16 protein-coding genes are annotated in these 21,672 nt (G+C 70.1%); 4 read left to right on the forward strand and 12 right to left on the reverse strand.

Going from position 1 to position 21,672, the window contains the following annotated elements:
* Positions 1–17 precede the first annotated feature (17 nt).
* The 3 genes from HR086_RS28550 to HR086_RS28560 all read right to left on the reverse strand — a co-directional run bounded on the left by HR086_RS28550 (position 18) and on the right by HR086_RS28560 (position 3,424).
* Complete coding sequence (locus HR086_RS28550; protein ID WP_174461417.1) at positions 18–1,337, reverse strand: DUF418 domain-containing protein; 1,320 nt, start codon at positions 1,335–1,337, stop codon at positions 18–20.
* A gap of 82 nt (positions 1,338–1,419) precedes the next feature.
* Positions 1,420–1,848, reverse strand: a complete 429-nt coding sequence (locus HR086_RS28555) for an ATP-dependent DNA helicase (RefSeq protein ID WP_174467202.1) — start codon at positions 1,846–1,848, stop codon at positions 1,420–1,422.
* A 151-nt stretch (positions 1,849–1,999) separates the two neighbouring features.
* Positions 2,000–3,424: a hypothetical protein gene (locus tag HR086_RS28560; RefSeq protein WP_174467203.1), complete on the reverse strand. Its 1,425-nt coding sequence runs from the start codon at positions 3,422–3,424 to the stop codon at positions 2,000–2,002.
* A gap of 376 nt (positions 3,425–3,800) precedes the next feature.
* Between HR086_RS28560 and HR086_RS28565 the strand changes: the two genes are divergently transcribed.
* The 3 genes from HR086_RS28565 (at position 3,801) to HR086_RS28575 (ending at position 8,190) form a co-directional block, all read left to right on the forward strand.
* Positions 3,801–4,184, forward strand: a complete 384-nt coding sequence (locus HR086_RS28565) for a hypothetical protein (RefSeq protein ID WP_141646907.1) — start codon at positions 3,801–3,803, stop codon at positions 4,182–4,184.
* 58 nt (positions 4,185–4,242) lie between these two features.
* Positions 4,243–7,815 (forward strand): hypothetical protein, encoded by a 3,573-nt coding sequence (locus tag HR086_RS28570; protein WP_174461420.1) that lies wholly within the window; start codon positions 4,243–4,245, stop codon positions 7,813–7,815.
* A gap of 171 nt (positions 7,816–7,986) precedes the next feature.
* Positions 7,987–8,190, forward strand: coding sequence for a hypothetical protein (locus tag HR086_RS28575; RefSeq protein WP_174467204.1), 204 nt, complete (start codon positions 7,987–7,989; stop codon positions 8,188–8,190).
* On the opposite strand, the gene HR086_RS28580 is transcribed toward HR086_RS28575, so the two are convergent.
* The 6 genes from HR086_RS28580 to HR086_RS28605 form a co-directional block, all read right to left on the reverse strand.
* Positions 8,187–9,101 carry a hypothetical protein gene (locus tag HR086_RS28580; protein WP_174467205.1) on the reverse strand — a complete coding sequence of 305 codons (915 nt, stop codon included), beginning with the start codon at positions 9,099–9,101 and terminating at the stop codon, positions 8,187–8,189. The genes HR086_RS28575 and HR086_RS28580 overlap by 4 nt on opposite strands.
* Before the next feature lie 90 nt (positions 9,102–9,191).
* Positions 9,192–10,082 carry a neutral zinc metallopeptidase gene (locus HR086_RS28585; protein WP_174461422.1) on the reverse strand — a complete coding sequence of 297 codons (891 nt, stop codon included), beginning with the start codon at positions 10,080–10,082 and terminating at the stop codon, positions 9,192–9,194.
* Positions 10,083–10,205: 123 nt separating this feature from the next.
* A complete protein-coding gene (locus HR086_RS28590; protein WP_174461423.1) occupies positions 10,206–12,959 on the reverse strand; it encodes a pitrilysin family protein in 2,754 nt (917 codons plus the stop codon).
* 116 nt (positions 12,960–13,075) lie between these two features.
* Positions 13,076–14,626, reverse strand: a complete 1,551-nt coding sequence (locus HR086_RS28595; protein ID WP_141646902.1) for a GMC family oxidoreductase — start codon at positions 14,624–14,626, stop codon at positions 13,076–13,078.
* Complete coding sequence (locus tag HR086_RS28600) at positions 14,623–15,240, reverse strand: gluconate 2-dehydrogenase subunit 3 family protein (protein ID WP_141646901.1); 618 nt, start codon at positions 15,238–15,240, stop codon at positions 14,623–14,625. Before HR086_RS28600 ends, HR086_RS28595 begins: the two co-directional genes overlap by 4 nt.
* 102 nt (positions 15,241–15,342) lie before the next feature.
* The gene (locus HR086_RS28605; RefSeq protein ID WP_174467206.1) at positions 15,343–16,236 is read right to left on the reverse strand and encodes a spermidine synthase; all 894 of its coding nucleotides are present in this window, start codon (positions 16,234–16,236) and stop codon (positions 15,343–15,345) included.
* 92 nt (positions 16,237–16,328) lie between these two features.
* Here HR086_RS28605 and HR086_RS28610 point away from each other — a divergent pair, with 92 nt between their 5' ends.
* A complete protein-coding gene (locus HR086_RS28610) occupies positions 16,329–18,455 on the forward strand; it encodes an ATP-binding domain-containing protein (protein ID WP_174453659.1) in 2,127 nt (708 codons plus the stop codon).
* On the opposite strand, the gene HR086_RS28615 is transcribed toward HR086_RS28610, so the two are convergent.
* The 3 genes from HR086_RS28615 to HR086_RS28625 all read right to left on the reverse strand — a co-directional run.
* Positions 18,421–20,124 (reverse strand): PAS domain-containing sensor histidine kinase, encoded by a 1,704-nt coding sequence (locus HR086_RS28615; RefSeq protein ID WP_174453230.1) that lies wholly within the window; start codon positions 20,122–20,124, stop codon positions 18,421–18,423. The two genes, HR086_RS28610 and HR086_RS28615, sit on opposite strands and share 35 nt — an antisense overlap.
* A 103-nt stretch (positions 20,125–20,227) precedes the next feature.
* Positions 20,228–21,064, reverse strand: a complete 837-nt coding sequence (locus tag HR086_RS28620; protein WP_174453229.1) for a sensor histidine kinase KdpD — start codon at positions 21,062–21,064, stop codon at positions 20,228–20,230.
* A 95-nt stretch (positions 21,065–21,159) separates the two neighbouring features.
* Positions 21,160–21,672 (reverse strand): hypothetical protein (locus HR086_RS28625; RefSeq protein ID WP_217441986.1); only part of this gene is annotated, 513 nt, incomplete at its 5' end.

The raw sequence follows: 21,672 nt of genomic DNA on the forward strand, positions 1-21,672 counted from the left end.
AGTCCCACCCGGTCCGCTCAAGAAGGCGCCGCCCCCACCTCGCCGTGCCCCGCGGGCAGTCGCATGGGCTGGGCCCGGCCATAGGTGAGCGAGCGCCACAGCCACTCGGCGGGACCGAAGCGGAAGCGGGCCAGCCAGAGATGGCTGAGGACAATCTGCACCGCGAAGATGCCCAGTGCCAGCAGGATGCTCCGTGAAGGTGGCAGCTTTCCGATGAGCCCCAGACCCCAGCCGTTGTAGACCCAGACGCTCACCACCGACTGCAGCAGGTAGTTCGAGAGCGCCATCCGGCCCACGGGCATCAGCACGTTGAAGACGCGCTGAACCCAGCCACGGCGGGACAGCAGCGCGAACAGGGCGACGTAGGCCGCGGCCAGCGTCAAGCAGCCCAGCTCCTGGACCACCGTCAGCACCATCATCCAGTCGCGGCTCACGAAGTCCCCCATCCCCATCGCGCGCAGCCGCCAGAGGACCAGGCCCAGCCCATTGCCAATCACGCCCAGGAACAATCCCCAGAACAACAGCCGGTGGTGCAGGCGGCGATTGCCGTCCAGGTCCTGGAGCAACAAGAGGCGTCCCGCGAGCAGTCCGAAGAGGAACCGCCCCAGGATGAGGCTCATCCAGACGAGCCTGTTGATGCGAAGGTAGGACTCGTTGTTGAAGCGGGCGGTGCCCACGAGCGCCGTCCAGAACGAGTCACTGGAGAGCGCCTCCAACAGCCGCGTTCGCGACGCCGTCTCCAAGGCCCGCGCCGCCTTCGCCGCCTCGCCCGCCGCCTCCGCGCCGTGCAGCCAGATGGGGACGAAGCGCTCCAGGGCCGGAATCAACAGCGGCACCACCGCCATCAACGCCACGGCCCAGATGAGCACCGTCGTGTTGGAGCGGTTCCGAAACAACAGCAGCGCGAAGCCCACCATCGCGTAGGTGTGGAGGATGTCTCCGCACCAGATGGCGTACTGGTGCGTCAGCCCTATCGCGAGCAGCACCAGCAGGCGGCGCGCATAGAGCCGGACAATCGAGGAGCCTCGTGCCTCGGCTCGGGCGAGCTGGATGCTGAAGCCCAGCCCGAAGAGGAACGAGAACAGCGTCACGAACTTCTGGTTCACGAAGAACTGGTAGAGGCCCGTGGTCACCGTCTCGAGGAGCGGCGCCGCCAGGGCCTGCGCCTGCTCTCGGGGCATCATCACCCGACCGCTGAACCAGGAGACGCTGTTGGAAACGAAGACGCCGCACAGGGCGAACCCGCGCAGCGCATCCAGCAGCGTCACCCGCTCGGAGGTGTCCACCGGGCGGGCATCGGCGAGTTGCACTGGCGCGGAAGAAGCAGGGTCTGACATGGGGCAAGCAGACGCCTGCTCCTTCCGTGCGTCAACCGAGGGCGCGTGACTTCAACCCCCGGTCTTCATGACGCGGTGCCACCTAACCATGCCGGGAGTATGCGCCGCAGCGCGCATGCCCGTAGCGCGCGCACTCCGCCCGCTCACGACGCTCCCGCTCCACCCGCGCCTGACGCTCGCGCTCCGCCCGCTCACGCTCCAGCCGAACCAGACGCTCGCGCTCGATTCGAGCCCGCTCACGTTCGATGCGCTCACGCTCCACCCGGGCCTGCCGCTCACGCTCGCGCTGCACCCGCTCGCGCTCCAGCCGCGCCTGACGCTCCCCCTCGGCCCGCTCGCGCTCCACCCGCGCACGCTCCGAGTTCGAACGCGAATCCAGGCGCTGGTCGCGAACCCACTCGGTGACGCCCGGGGTCGTGACAGGGGAGGCACCATGCACCGACTGCGCGAGGACAGGAGAAGCCACCGTGAGGGAGCACACCACCAGGACTCGCATCAGCTTGCTGTACATGACGACCTCCTTCGCAGCGGGTTGCGCCGCGTTCTGTACAGTCTGACGGGGCCTCCTCCCGCCTATTCAGTCGGGCCCACGGCCCCCGCACGGCGCGACACCGCGAGTCCGGGTCTCCCTGGGAAGACGTCCCGAAGCCCCACACACGCCGTCACGTCTGGCGCGACGGAGGCTGGGCCAGCCACAAGGCCCCGGCGGCGAACGTGGCGATGACCGTCCAGTAGTAGAACCGGAACTCGGCGCTCACGCTGACGGGGAAATACGCCAGCGCGTAGGTGACACCGGACGCGGCCACGCAGAACATCAACCCGCCGTCTCGCGCGCGCCGCCGCCAGCCCACGACGGCCAGCGCCACCGTCAGCACCAGCCAGGACCCGCCGCGGATGAAGATATCGGGACAGGCAGCCCGCATGGCCGCCCAGCCCCGATGAAGCAGCGTGTGCTTGCGCAGCGTCAGGCCCAGGTCGTTCTTGTCGATGCTCTGGAAGAAGCCCCCCTCCTCCCGGTAGTAGTTCCCGGCGAAGTCCTCCATGCCGAGGTTCGCGACATAGGCCGCCCAGCGATGCCGCAGATAGGCCCCCGGGTAGGCACGCACGACCCGCAGCCACTCCCGCGTCAGGGGCTCCTTCGCCGCGCGGAACGCCCCCACGGAGATGGCGCCCCGCTCAGGGTCTCCCCACAGAATCGGGGCCAACGAGCGCCGATGGTAGATATGGGCAATCCGCGTCGCATCCCACTTCCACAACGCCACGAGCGGCGAGCCCTCCATCGCCGCGGGCTCATGCGCGTAGACGCCCACCACGTCGAACACCAACAGCGCGCCCCCAATCCAGTCCTTCTTCGCGTCCACGGCGCGATTGAGGATGCCTGGCGCCGAGGCCAGCACCGCGAGGAGCCCCACGCTGGCGAGCACCGGCCTCACCCTGCCCTTCATCAGCATGGGCACGCGCGCCACCACCATGGGCACCAGCAGCATGCTGGCGGTGATGGCGTTGTGGCGCGTCAACGTCGCCGCGACCATGAAGGCGAAGGCCCAGCCGGGTCGCCTCCAGGCGAGAAACACCACCGCCCACAGCAGGGCCACCCCGTTGAACGTGTCCTTCCAGAGCGTCACTCCCACCGCCCAGTTGCTGGGAATGAACCAGTAGACGACCAGCAACGCGAGCGCGGCCAGCCCTCGTCGCCCGGTCAGGCCCCCGAGCAACAGGAGCGGGCCCAGCGCCAGTCCCACCAGTTGGAAGGCGAGCACCGGCCACGTCGAGCCGGCCAGCAGGAAGGTCTTGCCCAGGACGAAGGCGAAGAAGGGCGAATGCCAGTCCGAATAATTCCCCGTTCGCCCCTGGTACAGCATGTCGAGTGAGTCGCTGGACAGCAGTCCGGGCTGGAAGGCCGCGAACAGCAGCGCGAACCAGAGGAACGTCAGGCCCAGCCGGACGTGCCACCCTCCCAGCACCGCGAGCAGGCGCGTCCCGACGGCCACCTTTTCGGCGGCGGCTCCGTCGACCTGGGGGGAGGGACCTCCCGAAGCGGGCGCCACCTTTTCCGCTTCCTGCACTGGCTGAACTTCCGTCCCCATGTCAGCGCGCCCTCGTCGCGAATGAATTCGCGCGGAGATTGTCAGGCTGGCACGGCAAATCCAAGCGACTCATGCGCCGTCGGGGACCACCGAGCGGTCAACCTTCCGCGCAGCCGGGTGTCTTGTCCGGGTCTGGAAAAGGGTGTGCGCGATGGGGTGCCGCGTCGTCGTCTCCCTCGGCCACGCCGGGTGTATGGCCGGGCACCTCGTCCTCATAGCCTGACTCACGGTCCCTCCAATCCCCCAAGGGCTCGCTTCCTCGCTGTCGCTCGTCGATGTCTGGCATCACGGCCTCCTGTCTCTCCTTGAAAGATAGGCAGTGTCGGCCCAGGTCGGCGCGGACCTGAGCGATGATGCGAGGCCATCGGGAGGATGCATGGCCAGGTATCTCGGCAGGACCCTTCGCCAGTTCCGCGACAGCGCCAGCCGGCTCGTCCAGAACGCGGCGGCCCTGGCGGTGACCGTGTTCGTCGTCCTGCGACCCGACCGCGCGGGGAGCGAGCGAGCCCAGCGCAACGCCGAACGCCTCATCACGGCCTGCAGGGCCTTCCAGGCGCGACATGGCCAGCTGCCCCAGACCCTCGCGGAGCTCGTTCCCGAGTTCCTCCCCGAGCTGCCCCCGGCGAAACACGGCGGGCCCCATTTCGGCTTCACGTACGACGTGAGCAACGGGCGACACGTGCTCGGCTGGACGGACCGGATTCCCTTCGGACGTCCCTTCTATGTCTTCGAGGAAGACCGCTGGGGTTATCTGGACTGAGGGCCTCCTCCCTGGGGGCATGCACGGAGCGCTTCGTCTTGGGCTAACGTCCCCCGGAATGCACCTCACGCGCCTCTCTACCGCCGTGCTGTTGCTGTCCCTTGCCATCGCCGGATGTGACCGGGGCTCGACGGCACCGCCCGTGGCCGCCGCGCCGAAGCCACCGGTCGCCCCCGAGAGCTTCCTCAAGGCGGGCCTCGCGGCGCCTGTCACCGTCGCCGGCGTTCCCGACCTCGGAGAGGTGGACGTCGCGGAGCTTCGCGATGCCGTTGCGGACCCGCGGACCCTCAGTGAGCAGGACCTGGAGCAGCTGCTCCAGAATGCCCAGGCGTCTGCTCAGGGTGCCCCGAGTCCCACGGGGGAGCTGGAGCCGGTGGAAGGCCTCCCGGCGGTCGAGGCGGAGCGGGTAGCGCCCCACGGGGACATACCGCCTCCACCTCCACCTCCACCGCCCGCGCCCTCCGCCTCGCCCCCTCGACCGGCTGATGCCGCCATGGAAGAAACCGCCAGGGCCGCCTCGTCGGCGGGCGAAATGGACATGCGCCGGAGGGAGGTCATCCAGATCATCAAGGGCGGTCCGGATAGAGCGGGAGGAGGAGCTCCGGGCTCGCCAGCGAAGCGGATGAAGGATGGCCCGGAGCCCGCCGCGAACCTGCCGACCCCCGTGCTGCCCAAGGTGGACACCGCGCCTCGCGCCGCCAAGGTGCTGGTGCGCGACGAGTCCGGTCGCTATCAGCCGCTGAAGACGCGTGCGATTCGAGTGGTGACGTACATCCAGGGCGCCCGCGCGCGCACGGTGGTGGACCACCTCTTCGAGAACGACACGAACCACAACCTGGAAGGCACCTTCTACTACCCGCTGCCCGGAGGCGCGTCCGTGGCGGGCTTCGCGCTCTACTCGGGCTCCGTGGCGGTGAATGCCCCGTCCCTCTTCCAGTCGTCGGACCTGCTGCCGCCCCTGGGCGACGGCACCTCGAACGTGGAGCAACTGACCGCCGCCGCGCCCCCCAGCCCCCCGGGTGCGAAGCGCTCATGGGGCGCCCCCCAGGAGGCCCGCGTCGTCGAGCAGAAGCGCGCGCGCGAGGTCTACGAGGATATCGTCCGCAACAACGTCGACCCGGCGCTGCTGGAGTGGGCCGGGGCTTCCACCTTCAGCGCGCGCGTCTTCCCGCTGCCGCCCCGCTCCCTGAAGCGCGTGGTCATCGCCTATGAGCAGACGCTGCTCCATGACGGCCAGCGCCTGCGCTACACGTGGCCCCTGCCCGTCGGCGCGGGCAAGGACCTCCAGGTGTCCGCGCGCGTTCACGTGGACCCGCGTCACACGCAAGACGTGCTGGTGGCACCCGACACGAAGGAGAAGCCACGGGAGCTGGGCGCGTGGCGTACCTACGATTTGCCCAAGCTCACGGGCGACGGTGCGCTGTCGGTGGCCCTCACGCCGAAGAACGCCGAAGCGGATGTCCTGGTGGGCCGGGACGACGCGGGCCTTCCGGGTCACGCGTTCCATGCCCGCGTGCGCCTGCCCGCGCGCCTGACGTCGGAAGCGGAGGGGCCGCCCACCGGTCGCGCCGTGCTCGTGGTGGACACCTCGCTGGCCACGGAGGACGGCAACGCCTGGGCGCTCCAGGCCGCCACCCTGCGCGCGCTCCTGGAGAAGGACTCCACGCTGAAGGAGTACGCCGTCCTCCTCTTCGACGTGCGGCCCCGGTGGCTGCACGGAACGGGCTGGCGGACCAATGACTCCGCCCGGCGCCAGGAGACGTTCTCCGAGCTGGAGCGTGTCTACCTGGAAGGCGCCTCCCACGTGGATGGCATGCTGACGGAGCTGGACCGGGCCGCCGGTGAGTGGCTCAAGCCGGCGAAGCCCGGTGAGCGCGTGACGGCCTTCCTCCTGTCGGACGGCAACGTCACCTGGGGCCAGAGCACCATCGAGTCACTCATCTCCCGCCACGGCAGCACGGAGGCCCTGCGCTGGGTGACGTACCGCTTCGGCGAGTCGGCGGTGAACACGGAGCTGTTCGACGCGCTCTCCCGGGCCAGCGGCGGCCGGAGCGTGACGGTGCTCTCCGGGGCCCAGGTGGATGCCGCGGCGAAGGCCCACCGCGCCATGTCCGTGGTGCTCACCCGCGTGGAGGTGAAGGGCGCCGCCGTGAAGGACCTGGTCGTCGCCGGACGGCCCCACCTCGTGTTCCCCGGCCAGGAGCTGCTGGTGGCCGGACGGCTGCCGGAGAAGGGCACCCCGGAGCTGGTGGTGGCGACACGCGCGGGCGACGTGGAGCAGACGCTCAGCGTGCCCCTGTCCACCGAAGACAACAGCACCTTCGCGCCGCGCGCCTGGGCCGACCTCTTCGTCACCCGGATGGTGTCCCTGGACGACGTGCGACTGGACCGGATGGTGGTGGCGCTCAGTCAGCACTACCGGCTGGCCAACGCGCGCGCGTCCATGCTCGTGCTCGAGTCCACGGCGGACTACGAGCGCTTCGCCATCCAGAACGAGAGCGTGGAGCTGGATGCGCTGGAGACGCTGCGCAAGCGCGAGCAGGACCAGCGCAAGGACAAGCTCCAGGGCCTCGGCATGGACGCAGTGCCCAAGTCCGGGCTCGCCGTGGTGCGGTCCCTGACGGAGCATCGCTCCGCCCTGGCGCCCCTGATGAAGCGTCAGCCCCTGCGGGACGAGCCCTACGCGGGTGGAGAGCCCCGGCTCACGGCGGAGCTGGCCTACCGCAAGGCACGCCGTGAGAACCGCGACGACGTGACGCTGTACGAAGGCATCGCTCGCCAGCGCGCCTTCGCCGGAGACACCGGCGGCGCGCTGCGCGCCCTGTCCTCGCCCGTGGAGCTCAGGCCCAAGGACGCGGAGGCCCTGCGTCTGGTCGGCTACGGTCTGCTGGCCATGGGACAGTTCCCCGCCGCGGCGGAGCTGTTCGAGCACGTCCGCCTCAACCGCCCCTTCGAGGGACAGGCCTTCCTGGAGGAAGCCCTCGCGCTGGATGCCTCCGGGCGCTACGCCGACGCCGCGCGCAACTACGAAATCGTCCTCGCGGGAGGCCAATGGCGACACCCCGTGGAGCTGCGGCTGGTCGCGGCGTATCACTACGGGCGCCTGCTCTCCGCGCTGGCGCGACATCCCCGCGCGGAGTCCTTCGCGTCCGTGCTGAAGACGCGCATTGGCGAAATCCAGGAGGCCAGCACGGTCTGGTACGGCGGCATGTCCCCCACGCCCATCGACTACCAGCTCACCACCCACTGGAACTCGGACATGACGGACATCGACCTGTGGGTCATCGAACCCAACGGCGAGCGCTGCTTCTACCAGCACAAGGAGACCCGGCTGGGTGGCCAGCTCTACTGGGACATCACCGATGGCCTGGGCCCGGAGCTGTACCACGCGCGCAAGGTGGCCCCCGGCCCCTACCACGTCGTGGTGCATTTCTACGGGCACCGCGCGCCCAAGCTGTCCGTCCCCACCGCGCTGCTGCTGGTGAGCGACAAGGGCGTCTTCTCCTCCGGGGACTCCTACCAGCGGCGCTTCCAGCTGCGCATCCTCCCCAAGAACGACGCGAGGCTGCTGCTGCGCCGCGAGGAGTTCATCCCGCGCAAGACGGCCCTCTCCGCCGAAGGCCAGCCCTGAGCCACACGACTCCGCTCCATCCGCGAGAGGTCCGGCATGCATCACGGACGAAAACCCCGGGGACCCATCGGACGCGTCGGTGGCCTTCGCCGTGTCGAAGGCGCTGATGGCGTCCTCCGGGTCCGCGCCCTGGAGCGCGTCTCCGGCCCCGAGCGTATCGAGGCACGAGACGTGACAAGGCGATCCTTCTCGGAGGCACTGGACCGCGCCTCGCGAGGGCTTCACAGCACGGAGCCCCTGCCCTCGCCGTCGCCGCGCCGTGACTCGCCGCCACCGAGGCCGCGCAGCGACGACGAGGAGTCACTGCTCCCGCCAGAGCCACCGCCGGAAGGCTTCCTCGGAATGCTCTGGTGGAAGGTGAAGGGACGTCGCTAGAAGGTGAGGCCCGCGCCCAGGTACGGACCATGGAGCCGGTCCTGGTGGGCCACGCCGTCCACCGTGCCCTGGTCATCCAGGTACACGCCTCGCCAGCCGCCTCGCAGCATGAGGCTCCCCAGGTGCAGGGCCAGCCCCACCGTGCCGTCGAGCTGGAGGTAGGGCCATGGCGTGAGCTGCGTGCGCGCTTCCAGGTCCAGGGGGCCCAGCACGCAGGCCTCGAAGGACACCCCCACGCTGGGTCCGACGAGCGTCACATCCGGCGCATACGCCGTGCTCACGCCGGCCTCCGCGCGCAGCCGCAGGTGCTCGCGCACGAGGAACGCATGCGTCACGTGCGCCTCCACCAGCGTGAGCCTGTCCCTCCCCTCCGTCCCGTCATCGGTGGGCAACGACAGCCGCAGCACGTGTCCCTCCACGCCGAAGCGGCGAAACTCCAACCCCACGAACATGTCGGCGCCCTTCGCGTCGCCCCGCCAGAGCAGGTTCTGCGCGCCCATGCGAAAGGACACCGGCACCGCGTGCCGACGCTCCGTGCTCAGCTCGGTGGTGGCCACGCCCGGTGGAAGGCTCGCGTCGACCTGCTGGTTCAGGTGGGTGCCGGTGTTGGCAATCGCATGGACCATGCCCTGGAGCATCCACCCCACCACGCTCCCCACCACCTCGTTGCCCAGATCATCCAGCGAGTCCGAGCAACAGTCGTCGCTCCCCGAGTCGGAGGACTCACCGTCGGAGTCGGAGTCCTTGTCGTCGTCATCGGCATCGTCTTCCTTGCCAATGGCGGTGGCCTCGTGGGTGTCCGACGTCGACTCGCTCGGCTTGGAGCGCTTGCCGAAGCGGGCCTCCGCTGGAGCGGCCAACAGCAGGCCCAGGAGCAGTCCCGCGGACCATCTGGCTTGAATTGAAGGCACGCCCCCTCCGACATCGCTGGCCGCGGATCCGTTCCACGGGGGGGCCATTCAAGCGCGGGAAGGGGTCTGGACGCCAATCGTCCCGGTGAGTCAGCGACGACGGCGCGACGGCGTGGACGCCTCGGAGAACGTGTCACACGCCTCCAGGGTGCCCTGCGACAGGCCTCGCTTGAACCACGAGACGCGTTGCTCCGAGGAGCCGTGGGTGAAGGACTCGGGGACGACGTAGCCCCGGGTACGACGCTGGAGCGTGTCGTCGCCAATGGCGGTCGCCGCGCCCAGCCCCTCCTCCACGTCCCCCGCCTCCAGCACCTGGCGCTCCTTCTGCGCATGGTGGGCCCAGATGCCGGCGAAGCAGTCCGCCTGGAGCTCCTGGAGCACCGACAGCGCGTTGGCGTCCTCGGGAGAGGCCCTGCGCCGTGCGGCCTGCACCTGCTCGGAGATGCCCAGCAGGTTCTGCACGTGGTGGCCCACCTCGTGCGCCACCACGTAGGCCTGGGCGAAGTCACCCGGCGCGCCGAAGCGACGGTCCAGTTCGTCGAAGAAGTCGAGGTCCAGATACACGCGCTGGTCCGGCGGGCAGTAGAACGGCCCCACCGCGCTCTCCTGGAGCCCGCATGCGGACCGCACCGCACCGGAGAAGAGCACCAGCCGGGGGTCCACGTAGCTCACGCCTCGCGGCTCCAACAGGCCCGGCCACGTGTCCTCCGTGTCCGCGAGGATGACGGACACGAAGTCCTTGAGCTCCGCCTGACGCGGGTCCTCGGGCGCGCCCGAGCCTCCCGTGCCGTAGTCGCGAGAGGTCCCCTGACCGCCCCCGGAGTTGGTCGAGGAGATGACCGACGGGTCTCCTCCCAGCAGCATCACCAGCAGCGCCACCACCAGCGAGGCGGCACCACCGCCCACCGCCAGCGGACGTCCGATTCCACTGCCCCGCCGGTCTTCCACATTGGAGCTGCGACGTCCTCCCTGCCACCGCATGCCTGCCCTCCTCCTCGACGGATGCTCCGTCGGGGCAAGGTAGTCAGCGCCGGAGCGGAAGGACGCGCCGCACGGCCCCCTCGCCTGGCCGACCGCGCGCCAGGCAAGGGAGCAGCCAGGCGATCAAGGCACCGACAGCGCCTGGAGCGCGGTGCGGGCCTGGCCCTCGTCGGCGACCACCCCGACCACCAGTCGCTTCAAGCAACCGTCGAACTCCTGCTTCAGCGCGGCGGACGTCACGGCCTGGAGATGGGCGGGACGCTGGGCCAGCGACTCTGGCGGGAAGCCGCGCACGCGCGCGTCCAGCAGCGCCTGCACCCATGCCTCCGAGGAGATGTACGACACCGCCTGCCTCGCGAGCAGCCGCGTGCGGGCCCGCGAAAGCTCCCGCTCATCCACGTTCGTGGCGAAGTTGGAGAGCATGGCCTGGACGGACTTCGCTCCCTCCGCCATGCGCTGCGCGTCCACCACGCCCTCCACCACCAGGTGGGAGGCGCCGCCGCGGGCCAGCCACGTACTCGCGCTGAAGCCGTAGGAGGCACCCTGCTGCGAGCGCAGCTCGTTGAACGCATACGCCGACACCAGCTCCGCCATCAGCGAATAGCGCGCCTCCGCCTCGGGGGTGGCCGTGGGCAACCGGCAGGCCAGCTGCAGGTGGCCCTGGCTCGCGCCCGGGCGGGGCGTGACGAGCGTGCGGGCCTTCGCGGAGGGCTCGGGCAGCGACGGCGCCGCGGGCACACTCACTGCCGTGGCCGGCCCGTGCTTCCAGCCGCCCAGGTACTCGCGCACCAGGGGCTCCACCGTCTTCACGTCGAACTCACCGGCGATGACCACCACCGTGTTGGCGGGGCGGTACACATCCCCAATCCAGGACTGGACCTCGTCCCAGGTCACCTGCGCCATCTCCTCACCCGTGGCGTCCCGCGAGTAGGCGTGGGCCCCATAGAGGGCCTTCATCAGCTCGCGCTCCGCCCGGACTTCCGGGTGCGCATCCACCGCGCGGCGCCACGGCACCACCTGCTCCTGCAGGTACTTCACCGCGTCCAGAGAGGTCCTCGTGGTGGACAGCTGCTCGGACAGCATCGCCAGCATGTTGCCGACGTTGCCGGCGGTGCCCGACACCTCGATGCGCTGGTGGTCCCTGCGCATGGAGTCCCACACGTGCAGGCCCCAGTGGCTGGCATGGCCCTCGAACCACGACTCGCGGAAGGAGCCGTAGTCGGCCAGCGCCGCCGCGCCCGCACGGGCACCGTACGTGGAGCCACCGCCCAGCACCGCGCCCACCCGCACCACGGGCAGCCCCGGCCTCGGCGCGAGCAGCACCTCCATGCCGTTGTCGAGCTTCAGCGTCTGCACGGGCGCGGACAGGGCCGTCAGCATGGACGGGGTGATGCGCTGCTCGGCCGTCAGGGTGGAGTACTCCACCGGCAGGGGCGGGGGCGCCGCCACCGAGACGCCAGCGCTCTCACCCGGCCGCACCAGGATGATGCGAGCCCTGTCTCGCTGGAGCCACTTGTAGGCGAAGTCCGTCACCTTACCGCCATCGATGGTCATCAGCGCCATCTGCGAGCGGGTGTAGCCGCGCACGTCGAGCATGAAGTGCGTCAGCTCCGCGCGGCGGACGGTGCGCGCCATCAGGTCCTCGGACTCCAGCACCATGCCGGTGATGACGTTGCGGCGCATGGACTGGAAGTCGAACTCGCGGCCGAGCACCGCTCCGGCATTGATGGTCTGCGTCCACGTCTCGTGGACCTGATCCAGCACCTTGTCCGCGGACTTGCGCGGGTGCTCTCCCGTGGTGAGCGCCACGCGAACCACCAGCAGCGACGAGCGCGTGCCAGCCACCACCTGCGTGCCGATGCCGGCGATGTCGCCGTCATTGCGCATGGCCCCCTGCAGGTTCCGGTTCAGGTTCACCCGGACGAAGTCATGGATGGCGCTGGCCTCGTCGAAGGAGCGCGGCAACACCCAGGACAGGTACAGCTCGGGCGAGCCGACGGATGCCTTGAACTCCGGAATCGACGGCGAGGCGGCCTTCAGCGGAGGCTCCGTCACCTGCGGCATGCGAGTGCCCACGGCCAGCGGCGCGCCAGTGCCCACCCACGCGGGGGGCAGGTTCTGCATCAGCACCGCCTCCACGGCGGCCAGGTCCACGTCCCCGGCGATGACCAGGGTGATGTTGTCCGGACGGTAGTGGTTGCGCGCGAAGCGCTGGGCGTCCGCCAGGGCGAGCGCCGTGAGCGACTCGTGCGTGCCGATGATGGGCCGCGAGTACGGGTGCTCCGCCGGATAGGCGGCGGCGTGCATCCAGCTGAAGACCTGGCCCACGTAGCCCGTCTCGTTGCGCTGGCGCAGCTCGTTGCGCACCACCTCGCGCTCGACCGCGAAGACCTCCGGCGTGACACCGGCGAGCGGAGCGGACATCCGCTGCCCCTCCATCTTCAGCAGCGCGGCCAGCGACTCCTTGGGCGCCAGCGTCTGGTAGAGCGTGTGGTCCAGGCTGGTGAAGGCATTGAACTGGCCGGCGCCCACGTCCTCCAGGCGCGTCCACACCGACGGGCTCCCCGCGTGACGCGAGCGGAACGCCAGGTGCTCCACGACGTGCGCCAGGCCCTCCTTGCCCACCGGGTCGCTGGAGCCGCCCGTTCCCACCAGGGCCACCACCGCCACCACCGGCGCGCGCGTGTCCTGCTCCACCACCACGCGCAGCCCCGAGGGCATGCGGAAATCCCGCAGAGGGAAGGACACGTCGCGCATCACGACCTGTCCACGCTGCGGCAGCGTTGAACAGGCGCCAAGCACGGCGGAAAGGACGACGACGGCCGCCGTCATCCTCCGAGCACGCGGAGAAGACCGAGACAGAATCTGGGAGCTCATATGAAATGGACTCGTGGGGGACGGCGCGCAAGGACAGGCATGCGCGCCTGGGAGACAACGAGTGCTCCATAGACCAACTGATGGCGTGAACACCATCATCGTTCCGTCATGAACTGTTACACAGCCGCGGCCACGTGCTGACTTCCCCAGTGGGCGATGCCGAGGATGGACTCCATGGGGTTGACGCCCAGCGCGGTGGGGAAGACGGAGCCATCCACGACGAAGAGGTTGTCCGCGTCCCAATAGCGCAGCGTGCTGTCCACCACGCTCGTCTCCGGGCTGCCGCCCATGGAGCAACCGCCCATCTGGTGCGCGCTGAGGACCGAGAGCTGGAGCGGGCCATAGGGCGCGTCGTCCAGCAAGCCGAGGTCCTTCTCGCTTCGCATCACCACGGGCCGCGAGTGTGGACTCGACACCTGCTCGGCACCGGCGGCGAACTGGATGCGCGCGGACACCTTGAGGGCCTCGCGAAAGGCTTCCCAGTGAAAGTCGTTGAGCGGGTAGTTCACCTTGAAGCGCGTGTATTCCCCCTCGCCTCGCAGGGCCACCGTGCCGCCCTCGTCGCCCGGGTGTACGCCATCCAGACAGATGGAGATGAGCGCATTGGCATACGGCAGCCGCGCCATCTGGTCCTGGTGCGCCGGGCCCAGGCCGGTCAACGCCAGTGAGCTCAGGATGGGGAGCAGCGGAGGCACCTCCAAGAGCCACCCCAGCCTTCCCTGTCCCCGGTCGATGAACTGCCTCGAGTACACGGTGAGCGGCGCGCCGGTGTACGCCTCCACGGGCTCCCGGAAGTGGGCATTGGAGACGACCACCGGATGCAGGAAGAGGCGCTTGCCCACGCGGCCCCGGCCGGTGAGTCCGCTGCGCAGCAACAAGCCCGGGGAGTTGATGGCGCCGCCGCACACGGCCGTCACCTTCGCCTTCACGGTGAGCCGCTTGCCGGTGGGGCGGTCCGTGCCTGGATTGAGCACCTCCGCGTGGACGGCCACCACGCGCCCGCCCTGGGTCTCCAGTCGCCGCGCGCTGACATTGGCGAACAGCCGCATCCCCTTCTCCACCGCCTCCGGGATGAGCGTCACCAGCATGGACTGCTTGGCGTTGGTGGGGCAGCCCAGGCCACACGCGCCCAGCGACGCGCACGAGCGGACGTTGCGCTTCACCGTGCCCCGGCTGTAGCCCAGCGCGCCCAATCCCTCCCACAGAATCCGGTTGTTGCGATTGGACTGCTCAATGGGCCATTCGCGGATGTTCAGCCGCTCTTCCAGCCAGTCCCAGTGCGGCGCGAGCGTGGCGGCATCCAGGCCCTTCACCCCGTGCGTGTCGCGCCAGCGCTCGAGGATTTCCGGCGGCGTGCGGAAGCAGGCGCACCAGTTGATGGCGGTGCCCCCGCCCACGGTGCGCCCCTGGAAGATGCCGATGGACAGGTCATCCGTCGCCCGGTTTCCAGCCTCCTGGTAGAAGGTCGAGTACGCCTTCGCCTCGTTCAGGTCGAAGTCGCGACGCGTGTGGTAGCCGCCCTCCTCCAGCATCACCACGTCCAGCCCGCGCTTCGCCAGCTCCAGCCCGAGCACCCCGCCGCCCGCGCCGCTGCCCACCACGCAGACATCACACGTGAGCGTCTGGTCCTCGGTCAGCTCGTCTCCCGTCCTGATGCGGCCGCTCATGGCGTGGACCCTCCGCTGCCCGCGAAGGAGCCGTCTCCAGGCCCCCGCCACACCGGAGCGTCCGCGACGTGGAAGCCCTGTGGCACCACATAACCCGTGGCCGCGATGGCCGCCGGATGTGAGTAATAAGCGGCATGGGCCAGCGAGCGCAGCGCGTGAAAGGCGCCGCGACGAAACACCAGCCTCGACGTCCGCCAGTCCTCCAGCACGGCGTCCTGCGCCTCGGGAGCCAGTCGTGAGAAGGGCGTGACGCCGCCCGCGAAGAGCAGCCCGGCCAGCGCGTTGTCGAAGATTCCCAGCACGTCCCGGACCTCCCGCGCGATGGAGGGGTCTCCCCGCGCGAGCAGCCTGTCCGCCAGGAAGGCCACGCGCACCGTGTCCGCGTCTGGCCAGCCTTCACGCGGCTGGAACGCACGGCGGGCCAGGGCCTGGAACGTGGCGTACTCGCGCGGCCCGAGGACGAGCAGCCCTTCCTCGGGCAAGGGCAATGACAGCCCTTCCCGCAGGATGAGGACTCCGCTGCCCCCCAGGGCGAGCAGCGCGCCTCCGAACACCCCTCGTTTGAGCAGGCCCCGACGCGACAGCGCGGGCGGCCCGACGTGAGACGGGGACATCGCATCCTCCGAAACGAAACGGGTACACGACACGCCGTGAGGCGACAGGAGTCTATCCCGCGCGCATCATCAGAGCGCAATCGACGGGCTCCCCTCCGCGCGTCAGGGGGCCGGAGCCGGGGGCGCCTGGCGTTTGTCCTTCAACACCTGTCCTGACAATTCCTTGCGCCCGGTGACGTCGGCGAAGCCTTCCAGCACCATCGCGCTCAAGTCGAAGGGCACGCCTCGCTCCCGCTCCAGCTTCTGGGCGCGGGACGCCAGGGCCTCGCGTGACTGCTTTTCGGCGGACGGCACACCCACGAAGATGCGGTTGGCGTGGTCCTCCACCTCGAAGGTGTAGAGCTGGCGGAAGCCCGCCTGCCACGTGCGCAGCATGGAGGAGAAGAGCGGATTGGGCGGGTCCTCCCAGACGTTGCCCACCACCACCCCACGCGCCGTCAGACGCGCGCGCACCGCGGCGAGAAACTCCACCGTGCCCAGGTGCTCGGGGATGCTGTCGGGGCCGTACGCGTCCAGGAAGACGAGGTCATACGCGGGGCGCTTCGCCTCGATGAAGGCCCGGCCGTCCGCCACATGCGCCTTCAGTCGCGCGTCCTCGGTGAAGCCGAAGAAACGCCGCGCCACGTCCACCACATCCGGGTCGATGTCCACCACGTCGATGTGCGCCTCGGGCAGCACCGCGCGCAGGAACATGGGCATGGCGCCTCCGCCCAGCCCGACGACGAGGATGCGCTGGGGACGGGGGACGAAGGCCAGCCCCACCATGGCCATGCGCGTGTAGCCCAGCTCCAGCTTCAACGGCTGCCCCGGCCACACGACACTCTGGAGCGCGCCCGACTCGTCGAACTGGAGGTAGCGCCGGCCCTCCGCGTCCTGCGTCACCGCGACGAGCGTATAGGGCGACTGTTTCTGGTGGAGGACGGTGCGCGGACTGGCGGACGCGCACGACAGGAAGGCCAGCACCAGCAGCGCCAGGCGAGGGTTGAAGCGCCGCATTCCCACTCCTTCCGACCGCCATTCAAAGTAGCACTTCCGCCAGGAAAACCAACGGGTTGACGTGCCCCTTCGCGCGGTTCACCTTGGCGCCCATGACGCATGCGCAGGGACACCTCTCCGAAGACGTCCGGGCCATCATCGCCGAGGAGGAGGCGCTGCTGACGCGCGTCCAGGCGACGCTGGAGGCCGCGCGTCGCAAGGCCGGACGGGCGCAGGAGGACCGGGGGCTCGTCGCGCAGCTCCAGGCGCTCCGCGACGAGGCGGCGAGCGCGGCCGAGGCCGACCTTCCCCATCTCTTCTTCCAGATGGACCAGACGCGGGCCCTGCTGGACCGGCAGGAGAGCGCGCAGCTCCCGGACGCCCAGGCCCCCTACTTCGCGCACCTGCGCCTGGCTGGCGACGCCGGTCCGCGCGACTATCTGCTCGGGCGCACCACCTTCGCGGATGTGAGCGCCGGAGTGCGCGTCATCGACTGGCGCTTCGCCCCCATCGCCCGCGTCTTCTATTCGTACGAGGAGGGCGACGCGTACGAGGAACAGTTCGGCGAGCGGCTGGCCGAGGGCACCGTCGAGGTGCGCCGCCTCGTCGTCATCGAGCGAGGAGTGCTGACGCGCATCATCTCCGGCGCCCTCGTGCTGGAGCGCGCGCAGGACGGCACGTGGCATGGCGTGGGCCGAGACGTCACCGCGCTGCGAGCGGGTGGCGCGGGGTCGGCCGCCCGGCCCGGAGCCCTGGGGACGGGCAAGGGCGCACGGCGCGCGGAGGATGCCTTCGGAGTCACCGCCCTCCTGGACGCCGAGCAGTACGAGGCCGTCAGCGTGGACGCCTCACACCCGCTGCTGGTGCTGGGCAGCGCGGGCAGCGGGAAGACGACGGTGGCCCTGCACCGGCTGGCGAAGATTGCCTTCGACGACCCGGCGAAGTACCCGCAGGCGCGGATGAAGCTCATCGTCCCCGAGGAGGGCCTCGCCCGACTGTCGCGCCGACTGCTGGCGCCCCTGGGCCTGGGCCGCGTCTCGGTGGATACGCTGGACCACTGGCTCCTGGCCACGGCGCGCTCCGCGTTCAATCTGCCAGGCATCAAGCTGAGCCCGGAGACGCCGCCGCTCGTGTCGCGCTTCAAGCGCCACCCCGCGCTTCGGCGCCTGCTGCTCGGCCGCATCGGCGCGCCCAAGACACAGGCGGGCACCACGCTGGAGCGGCTGCACCGGCGCCTGGCGGACGCGTACCTGGACCGGCACTTCGTCGAAGACGTGGTGAACAAGGCGAAGGGCGAACTGCCGCGCACCGTCATCGACGAGGTGCTGGAGCACACGCGCCTGCAGCGCTCCACGCCGCTGGAGAAGGAGCTCAAGGACATCACCGACCCGGAGCGACTCATCACCGTGGACGGCAAGGCGCTCGAGGACGACACGCCCTACGCCCTGGCCGGCACGGTGGACCTGGAGGACCTGCCCATCCTCATGTTCCTCAAGGCCCAGCAGGGTCCGCTCGGCCTGGAGCGACTGGCCCACATGGTCCTGGACGAGGCGGAGGACTTCTCCCTCTTCGAGCTGTTCGTCGTGCGCAAGCTGCTGGGCAAGGGCCGCAGTTGCACGCTCGCGGGCGATGAGATGCAGCAGACCGAGGCGGGCTTCGCGGGCTGGCCCGAGGCGCTCGACGAACTGGGCATCCGCGACGCGTCCACCTGCCGGCTGCAGGTCTCCTACCGCTGTCCGGCGTCCGTCGTCGAGCTGGCGCGACAGGTGCTCGGCACCCAGGCTCCAGCGGAGTCGACCGCGCAGCCTCCCCGCGCGGGCGCGCCGGTGGGCTTCCACCACTTCCCCGTCGAGGCCCAGGCCCAGCTCTTCGTCGGCGAGGCCCTGAGGGACCTCGTCTCACGCGAGCCCCACGCCTCCGTGGGCGTCATCGCCAGCAGCCCCGAGTCGGCCGACGCCGTCTATCGCGTCGTCGCGGACCAGGCGTGGGCGCGTCGGGTGAAGGACGGTGAGTTCTCCTTCGAGCCCGGCGTGGACGTGACGGACGTGGGCAGCGTGAAGGGCCTGGAGTTCGACTACGTCATCCTCCCGGACGTCACCGCGCGCGCCTGGCCCGTGGATGACGAGTCCCGCCGCCGCCTGCACGTGGCCATCACCCGCACCTCCCATCAGCTCTGGGTGGTGTCCTCGGGCGCGCGCTCGCACCTCATTCCGGCGGCTGGCGCGGCAACTCCACTGTGAAGGTGGAACCCTGACCGGGCGCGCTGCGCACGAGGATGCGCCCGCCCATGGCGTCGACAATCTGCCGGACAATCCACAGGCCCAGCCCCAGGCCGCCGTAGTGCCGCTCGCTGGCCAGCCGCTCGAAGCGATGGAACAGACGCGGCTGCGCCTCCAGGGCGATGCCCACGCCCTCGTCCCGCACGGACAGCCAGGCCCGCTCCGCGTCCGCGCCCACGCTCACCTCGATGGGGTGGCCCCGGCCATACTTGATGGCGTTGGACAGCAGGTTCTGGAGCACCTGCTCGACACGCAGCCGGTCCCAACTGCCCGTCGCGGGCCCCGGCGCCTCCAGCCGCAACGAGCACCCCGCTCGCGACAGCTCCTCCGCGTAGCGCGGCACCAGCTCCCGCGTGAGCGCGGCCAGGTCCAGCTCCTCCCGCTCCAGCCGCAGCTTGCCCGCGGTGATGCGCGACACGTCCAGGAGCTCGCGCACCAGACTGGACAGTCGGGAGAGCTGCCGTTGCACGGCCATCACCTTGTTGGAGACGGACTCGGACGCCACGTCCCCGGGGCTCGCCCTGGGAGATTCCAGCTGGCGGCGCAGCGCCTGGACGTTGAGGGTCAGCGAGGTGAGCGGCGTGTTCAGCTCATGCGAGGCGACGGAGAGGAAGGAGTCCCGGGCGCGCACCGCCTCCTGCGCCTCCGTGTAGAGCCGCCCGTTGTCCAGCGACGTGGCCGCGCGCCGCGCCAGGTCCTCCGCGAGCCGCACGTCCGCCTGCGTGTAGCGCCGGCCGCCCTCGGTGTTGACGAGCGAGAGCGCCCCGAGCACCTGCCCCCGACTCATCAAGGGCACGATGATGTACGCCGTCAGGCCCAGCTCCTGCGTCGCGCGGCGCCGGGCCTCGTCGGCGATGCCCTGCGCGAGCGCTTCCGGCCGCAGCTCCGCCACGAACTCCGTGGCCCCCGTGCGCAGCACCTTGCCCACCCCGTGGGCATCATCCATCCGGATGGGGTAGCGCTCATGGTACGCACGCGTGCGCGCCACCAGCTCCGGCCGCACGTGCGCCATGGCGACCCGCCGCACGCTCCCGTCGGGCAGGGGGACGTCCACGCTGCACCCATCCGCCAGGGGAGGCACGGCGAGCGAGGTGAGCCGCTGGAGGATTTCGTCGTGCTCCAGGGACGAGGTCATCACCTCGCTGGCCTGCGCCAGGAAGGCCGCATGCCGCTGCGCGCGCCGCGTCTCGTCGTAGAGGCCCCGGAGGATGGCCTCCTGCTTCTTCTCCGCCGTGTTCTCTCGCGAGAAGACGTAGACGCGGCCATGGCCCCGGAACAGGCGCAACACGAACCAGCGGTCCTCGGACGCGAAGTGCCACTCGAAGGCTTCCGGCTCGCCCGCCGCCGCCACGCGCTGGAACCGCGCCTGGAGCTGCTCTCGCACGACCTGCGGATACAGCTCCCACAACGAGCGGCCGAGCAGCTCCGCCCGGGGGCCTCCGAAGGCACGCTCCATCGACGGGTTCGCGTAGAGGCACGAACCGTCCGGCGCGCAGACGGCGACACTCTCCGGGAACTGGTCCCACAGAACGGTGTCGAGTCCCTCCACGTCCACGGGGGACGCGGCGGCGTTGGCAAACCCTTGTCCGGTCAAGTGATGGTCCACGCGCTCGGTGCGGATGCGGGTCAAGGCCCCCAGCTCCCGCTTAGCACTTCCCTCGTGTCAGCCCACCGCTACCTCCCACACCTCTGCTCGTCAGACAACACTCGGCGCCCTGGGGCCAGACAGGCCCTCAAGGGCCCGGCGGCGGCAAGGGTGCCGGCAGCGGCAGTCTCACGGTGAAGCGGGCGCCCTGACCTGGGGCGCTCTCCACGGACAGGCTGCCCCCATGGAGCTCCACGAGCTGGCGGGAAATCCACAGCCCCAGCCCGAAGCCCGGCCGCGTCGGGTCCAGACGCGAGAAGCGCTGGAACAGCCGCGCCTGGTCCTCCGGGGAGATGCCCGGCCCCTCATCCCTCACCCAGAGGAGCACGAAGTGTGGCTCCGCGCGCAGCGCCACCTCGATGGCCGTCCCCGCGGCGTGCCGCAAGGCATTGGTGAGCAGGTTGGTGAAGACCTGCTCGACGCGCGTGCGGTCCCACGCGCCGACGATGCCGGGCGGGGCGCGCAGGCACAAATCACAGCCGGCCCGCCGCACGTCCTCCTCCATCCGCTCCACGGTGTGGCGCACCAACTGCCCCAGGTCCACCTCCTCCAAATCCAGCACGGGCCGCTGCGTGGACAACAGCGACACGTCCAGGAGCGTGGCGATGAGCCTGTCGAGCCGCCCGCACTGGTCCTGGACCCGCGCCAGACGCCGAGGCACATCCTCAGGCCCGAGCGCGCCGAGCTGCGCGGAGCGCACCAGCCCATCCACGTAGAGCCGCAGCGACGTCAGGGGCGTGCGCAATTCGTGGGAGGCCACGGACAGGAACTCGTCGCGCACCCGCAGCGCCGCCTCCAGGGCGGCCGTCCGCTCCAGCACCCGCTGCTCGAGCTCCCCCGTGGGCTGGCGCGACTCCTCCTCGGAAGAGCCCTCCTCGCGTTCGCCCTCTCCGGGCAAACCCGTCCGACGCGTCTCCACCACCATGCCCCGCGTCTCTAGCGGAGCATGCGGGGCGCTCCAATCCGGCGTCCGGCCGTGCGCCCCCGCAAGCTTTCACTATCCGACACGAGCGGGCGCGCTCAGGGCTGCGGCTGTCCCTGACGCCACTGCTCGCGGCGCTGCTCCTGCGAGCGGCGGTGCGCGAGCGACTCCTCTTCCTGTCGGGGGTACTCCGACAGCCGCGTGCGGTGCATGTTGATGCTCAGCTCGTACAAACCCTTGTCACGCTCGGGCAGCTTGTCGCCCTGCTCCTCCAGCACCGTGGTCGCGAACCGCAACATGTCCTCTGACACCTTGCGTCGTCGGTCGTAGTACTGGTGAATCTCAGACTCGGTGGCGTCACCCGACTGCACCCGGCCAAAGACTTCATTCCACTTGCGCGTCTCCTCCTCGCGCTTGCGCAAGAGCTCCGGGTCCTTCGTCGGCGCGCCCAGCTCCCAGTACAGGTTGTCCGGCAGCTTCGCGCGCAGCGCCTCCAAATCCAATGGATAGGCCTGGGGCTCGCCGTCCCCTTCAGGCTCGGGCTCCGGCGCCCGGAGCGTCTCCGGAATGACGCTGCTTGTCATTCCTTGCGGAGGGGTGGGCCTGTCTCT

The organism is Myxococcus sp. CA039A, assembly GCF_013336645.1.
In the GTDB taxonomy this organism is placed as follows: Bacteria; Myxococcota; Myxococcia; order Myxococcales; family Myxococcaceae; genus Myxococcus; species Myxococcus llanfairpwllgwyngyllgogerychwyrndrobwllllantysiliogogogochensis.

Coding starts and splice junctions, on each gene's coding strand:
- HR086_RS28550 (WP_174461417.1), bottom strand. CDS start 1,337: ATGTCAGACCCTGCTTCTTCCGCGCCAGTGCAACTCGCCGATGCCCGC.
- HR086_RS28555 (WP_174467202.1), bottom strand. CDS start 1,848: ATGTACAGCAAGCTGATGCGAGTCCTGGTGGTGTGCTCCCTCACGGTG.
- HR086_RS28560 (WP_174467203.1), bottom strand. CDS start 3,424: ATGGGGACGGAAGTTCAGCCAGTGCAGGAAGCGGAAAAGGTGGCGCCC.
- HR086_RS28565 (WP_141646907.1), top strand. CDS start 3,801: ATGGCCAGGTATCTCGGCAGGACCCTTCGCCAGTTCCGCGACAGCGCC.
- HR086_RS28570 (WP_174461420.1), top strand. CDS start 4,243: ATGCACCTCACGCGCCTCTCTACCGCCGTGCTGTTGCTGTCCCTTGCC.
- HR086_RS28585 (WP_174461422.1), bottom strand. CDS start 10,082: ATGCGGTGGCAGGGAGGACGTCGCAGCTCCAATGTGGAAGACCGGCGG.
- HR086_RS28590 (WP_174461423.1), bottom strand. CDS start 12,959: ATGAGCTCCCAGATTCTGTCTCGGTCTTCTCCGCGTGCTCGGAGGATG.
- HR086_RS28595 (WP_141646902.1), bottom strand. CDS start 14,626: ATGAGCGGCCGCATCAGGACGGGAGACGAGCTGACCGAGGACCAGACG.
- HR086_RS28600 (WP_141646901.1), bottom strand. CDS start 15,240: ATGTCCCCGTCTCACGTCGGGCCGCCCGCGCTGTCGCGTCGGGGCCTG.
- HR086_RS28605 (WP_174467206.1), bottom strand. CDS start 16,236: ATGCGGCGCTTCAACCCTCGCCTGGCGCTGCTGGTGCTGGCCTTCCTG.
- HR086_RS28610 (WP_174453659.1), top strand. CDS start 16,329: ATGACGCATGCGCAGGGACACCTCTCCGAAGACGTCCGGGCCATCATC.
- HR086_RS28620 (WP_174453229.1), bottom strand. CDS start 21,064: ATGGTGGTGGAGACGCGTCGGACGGGTTTGCCCGGAGAGGGCGAACGC.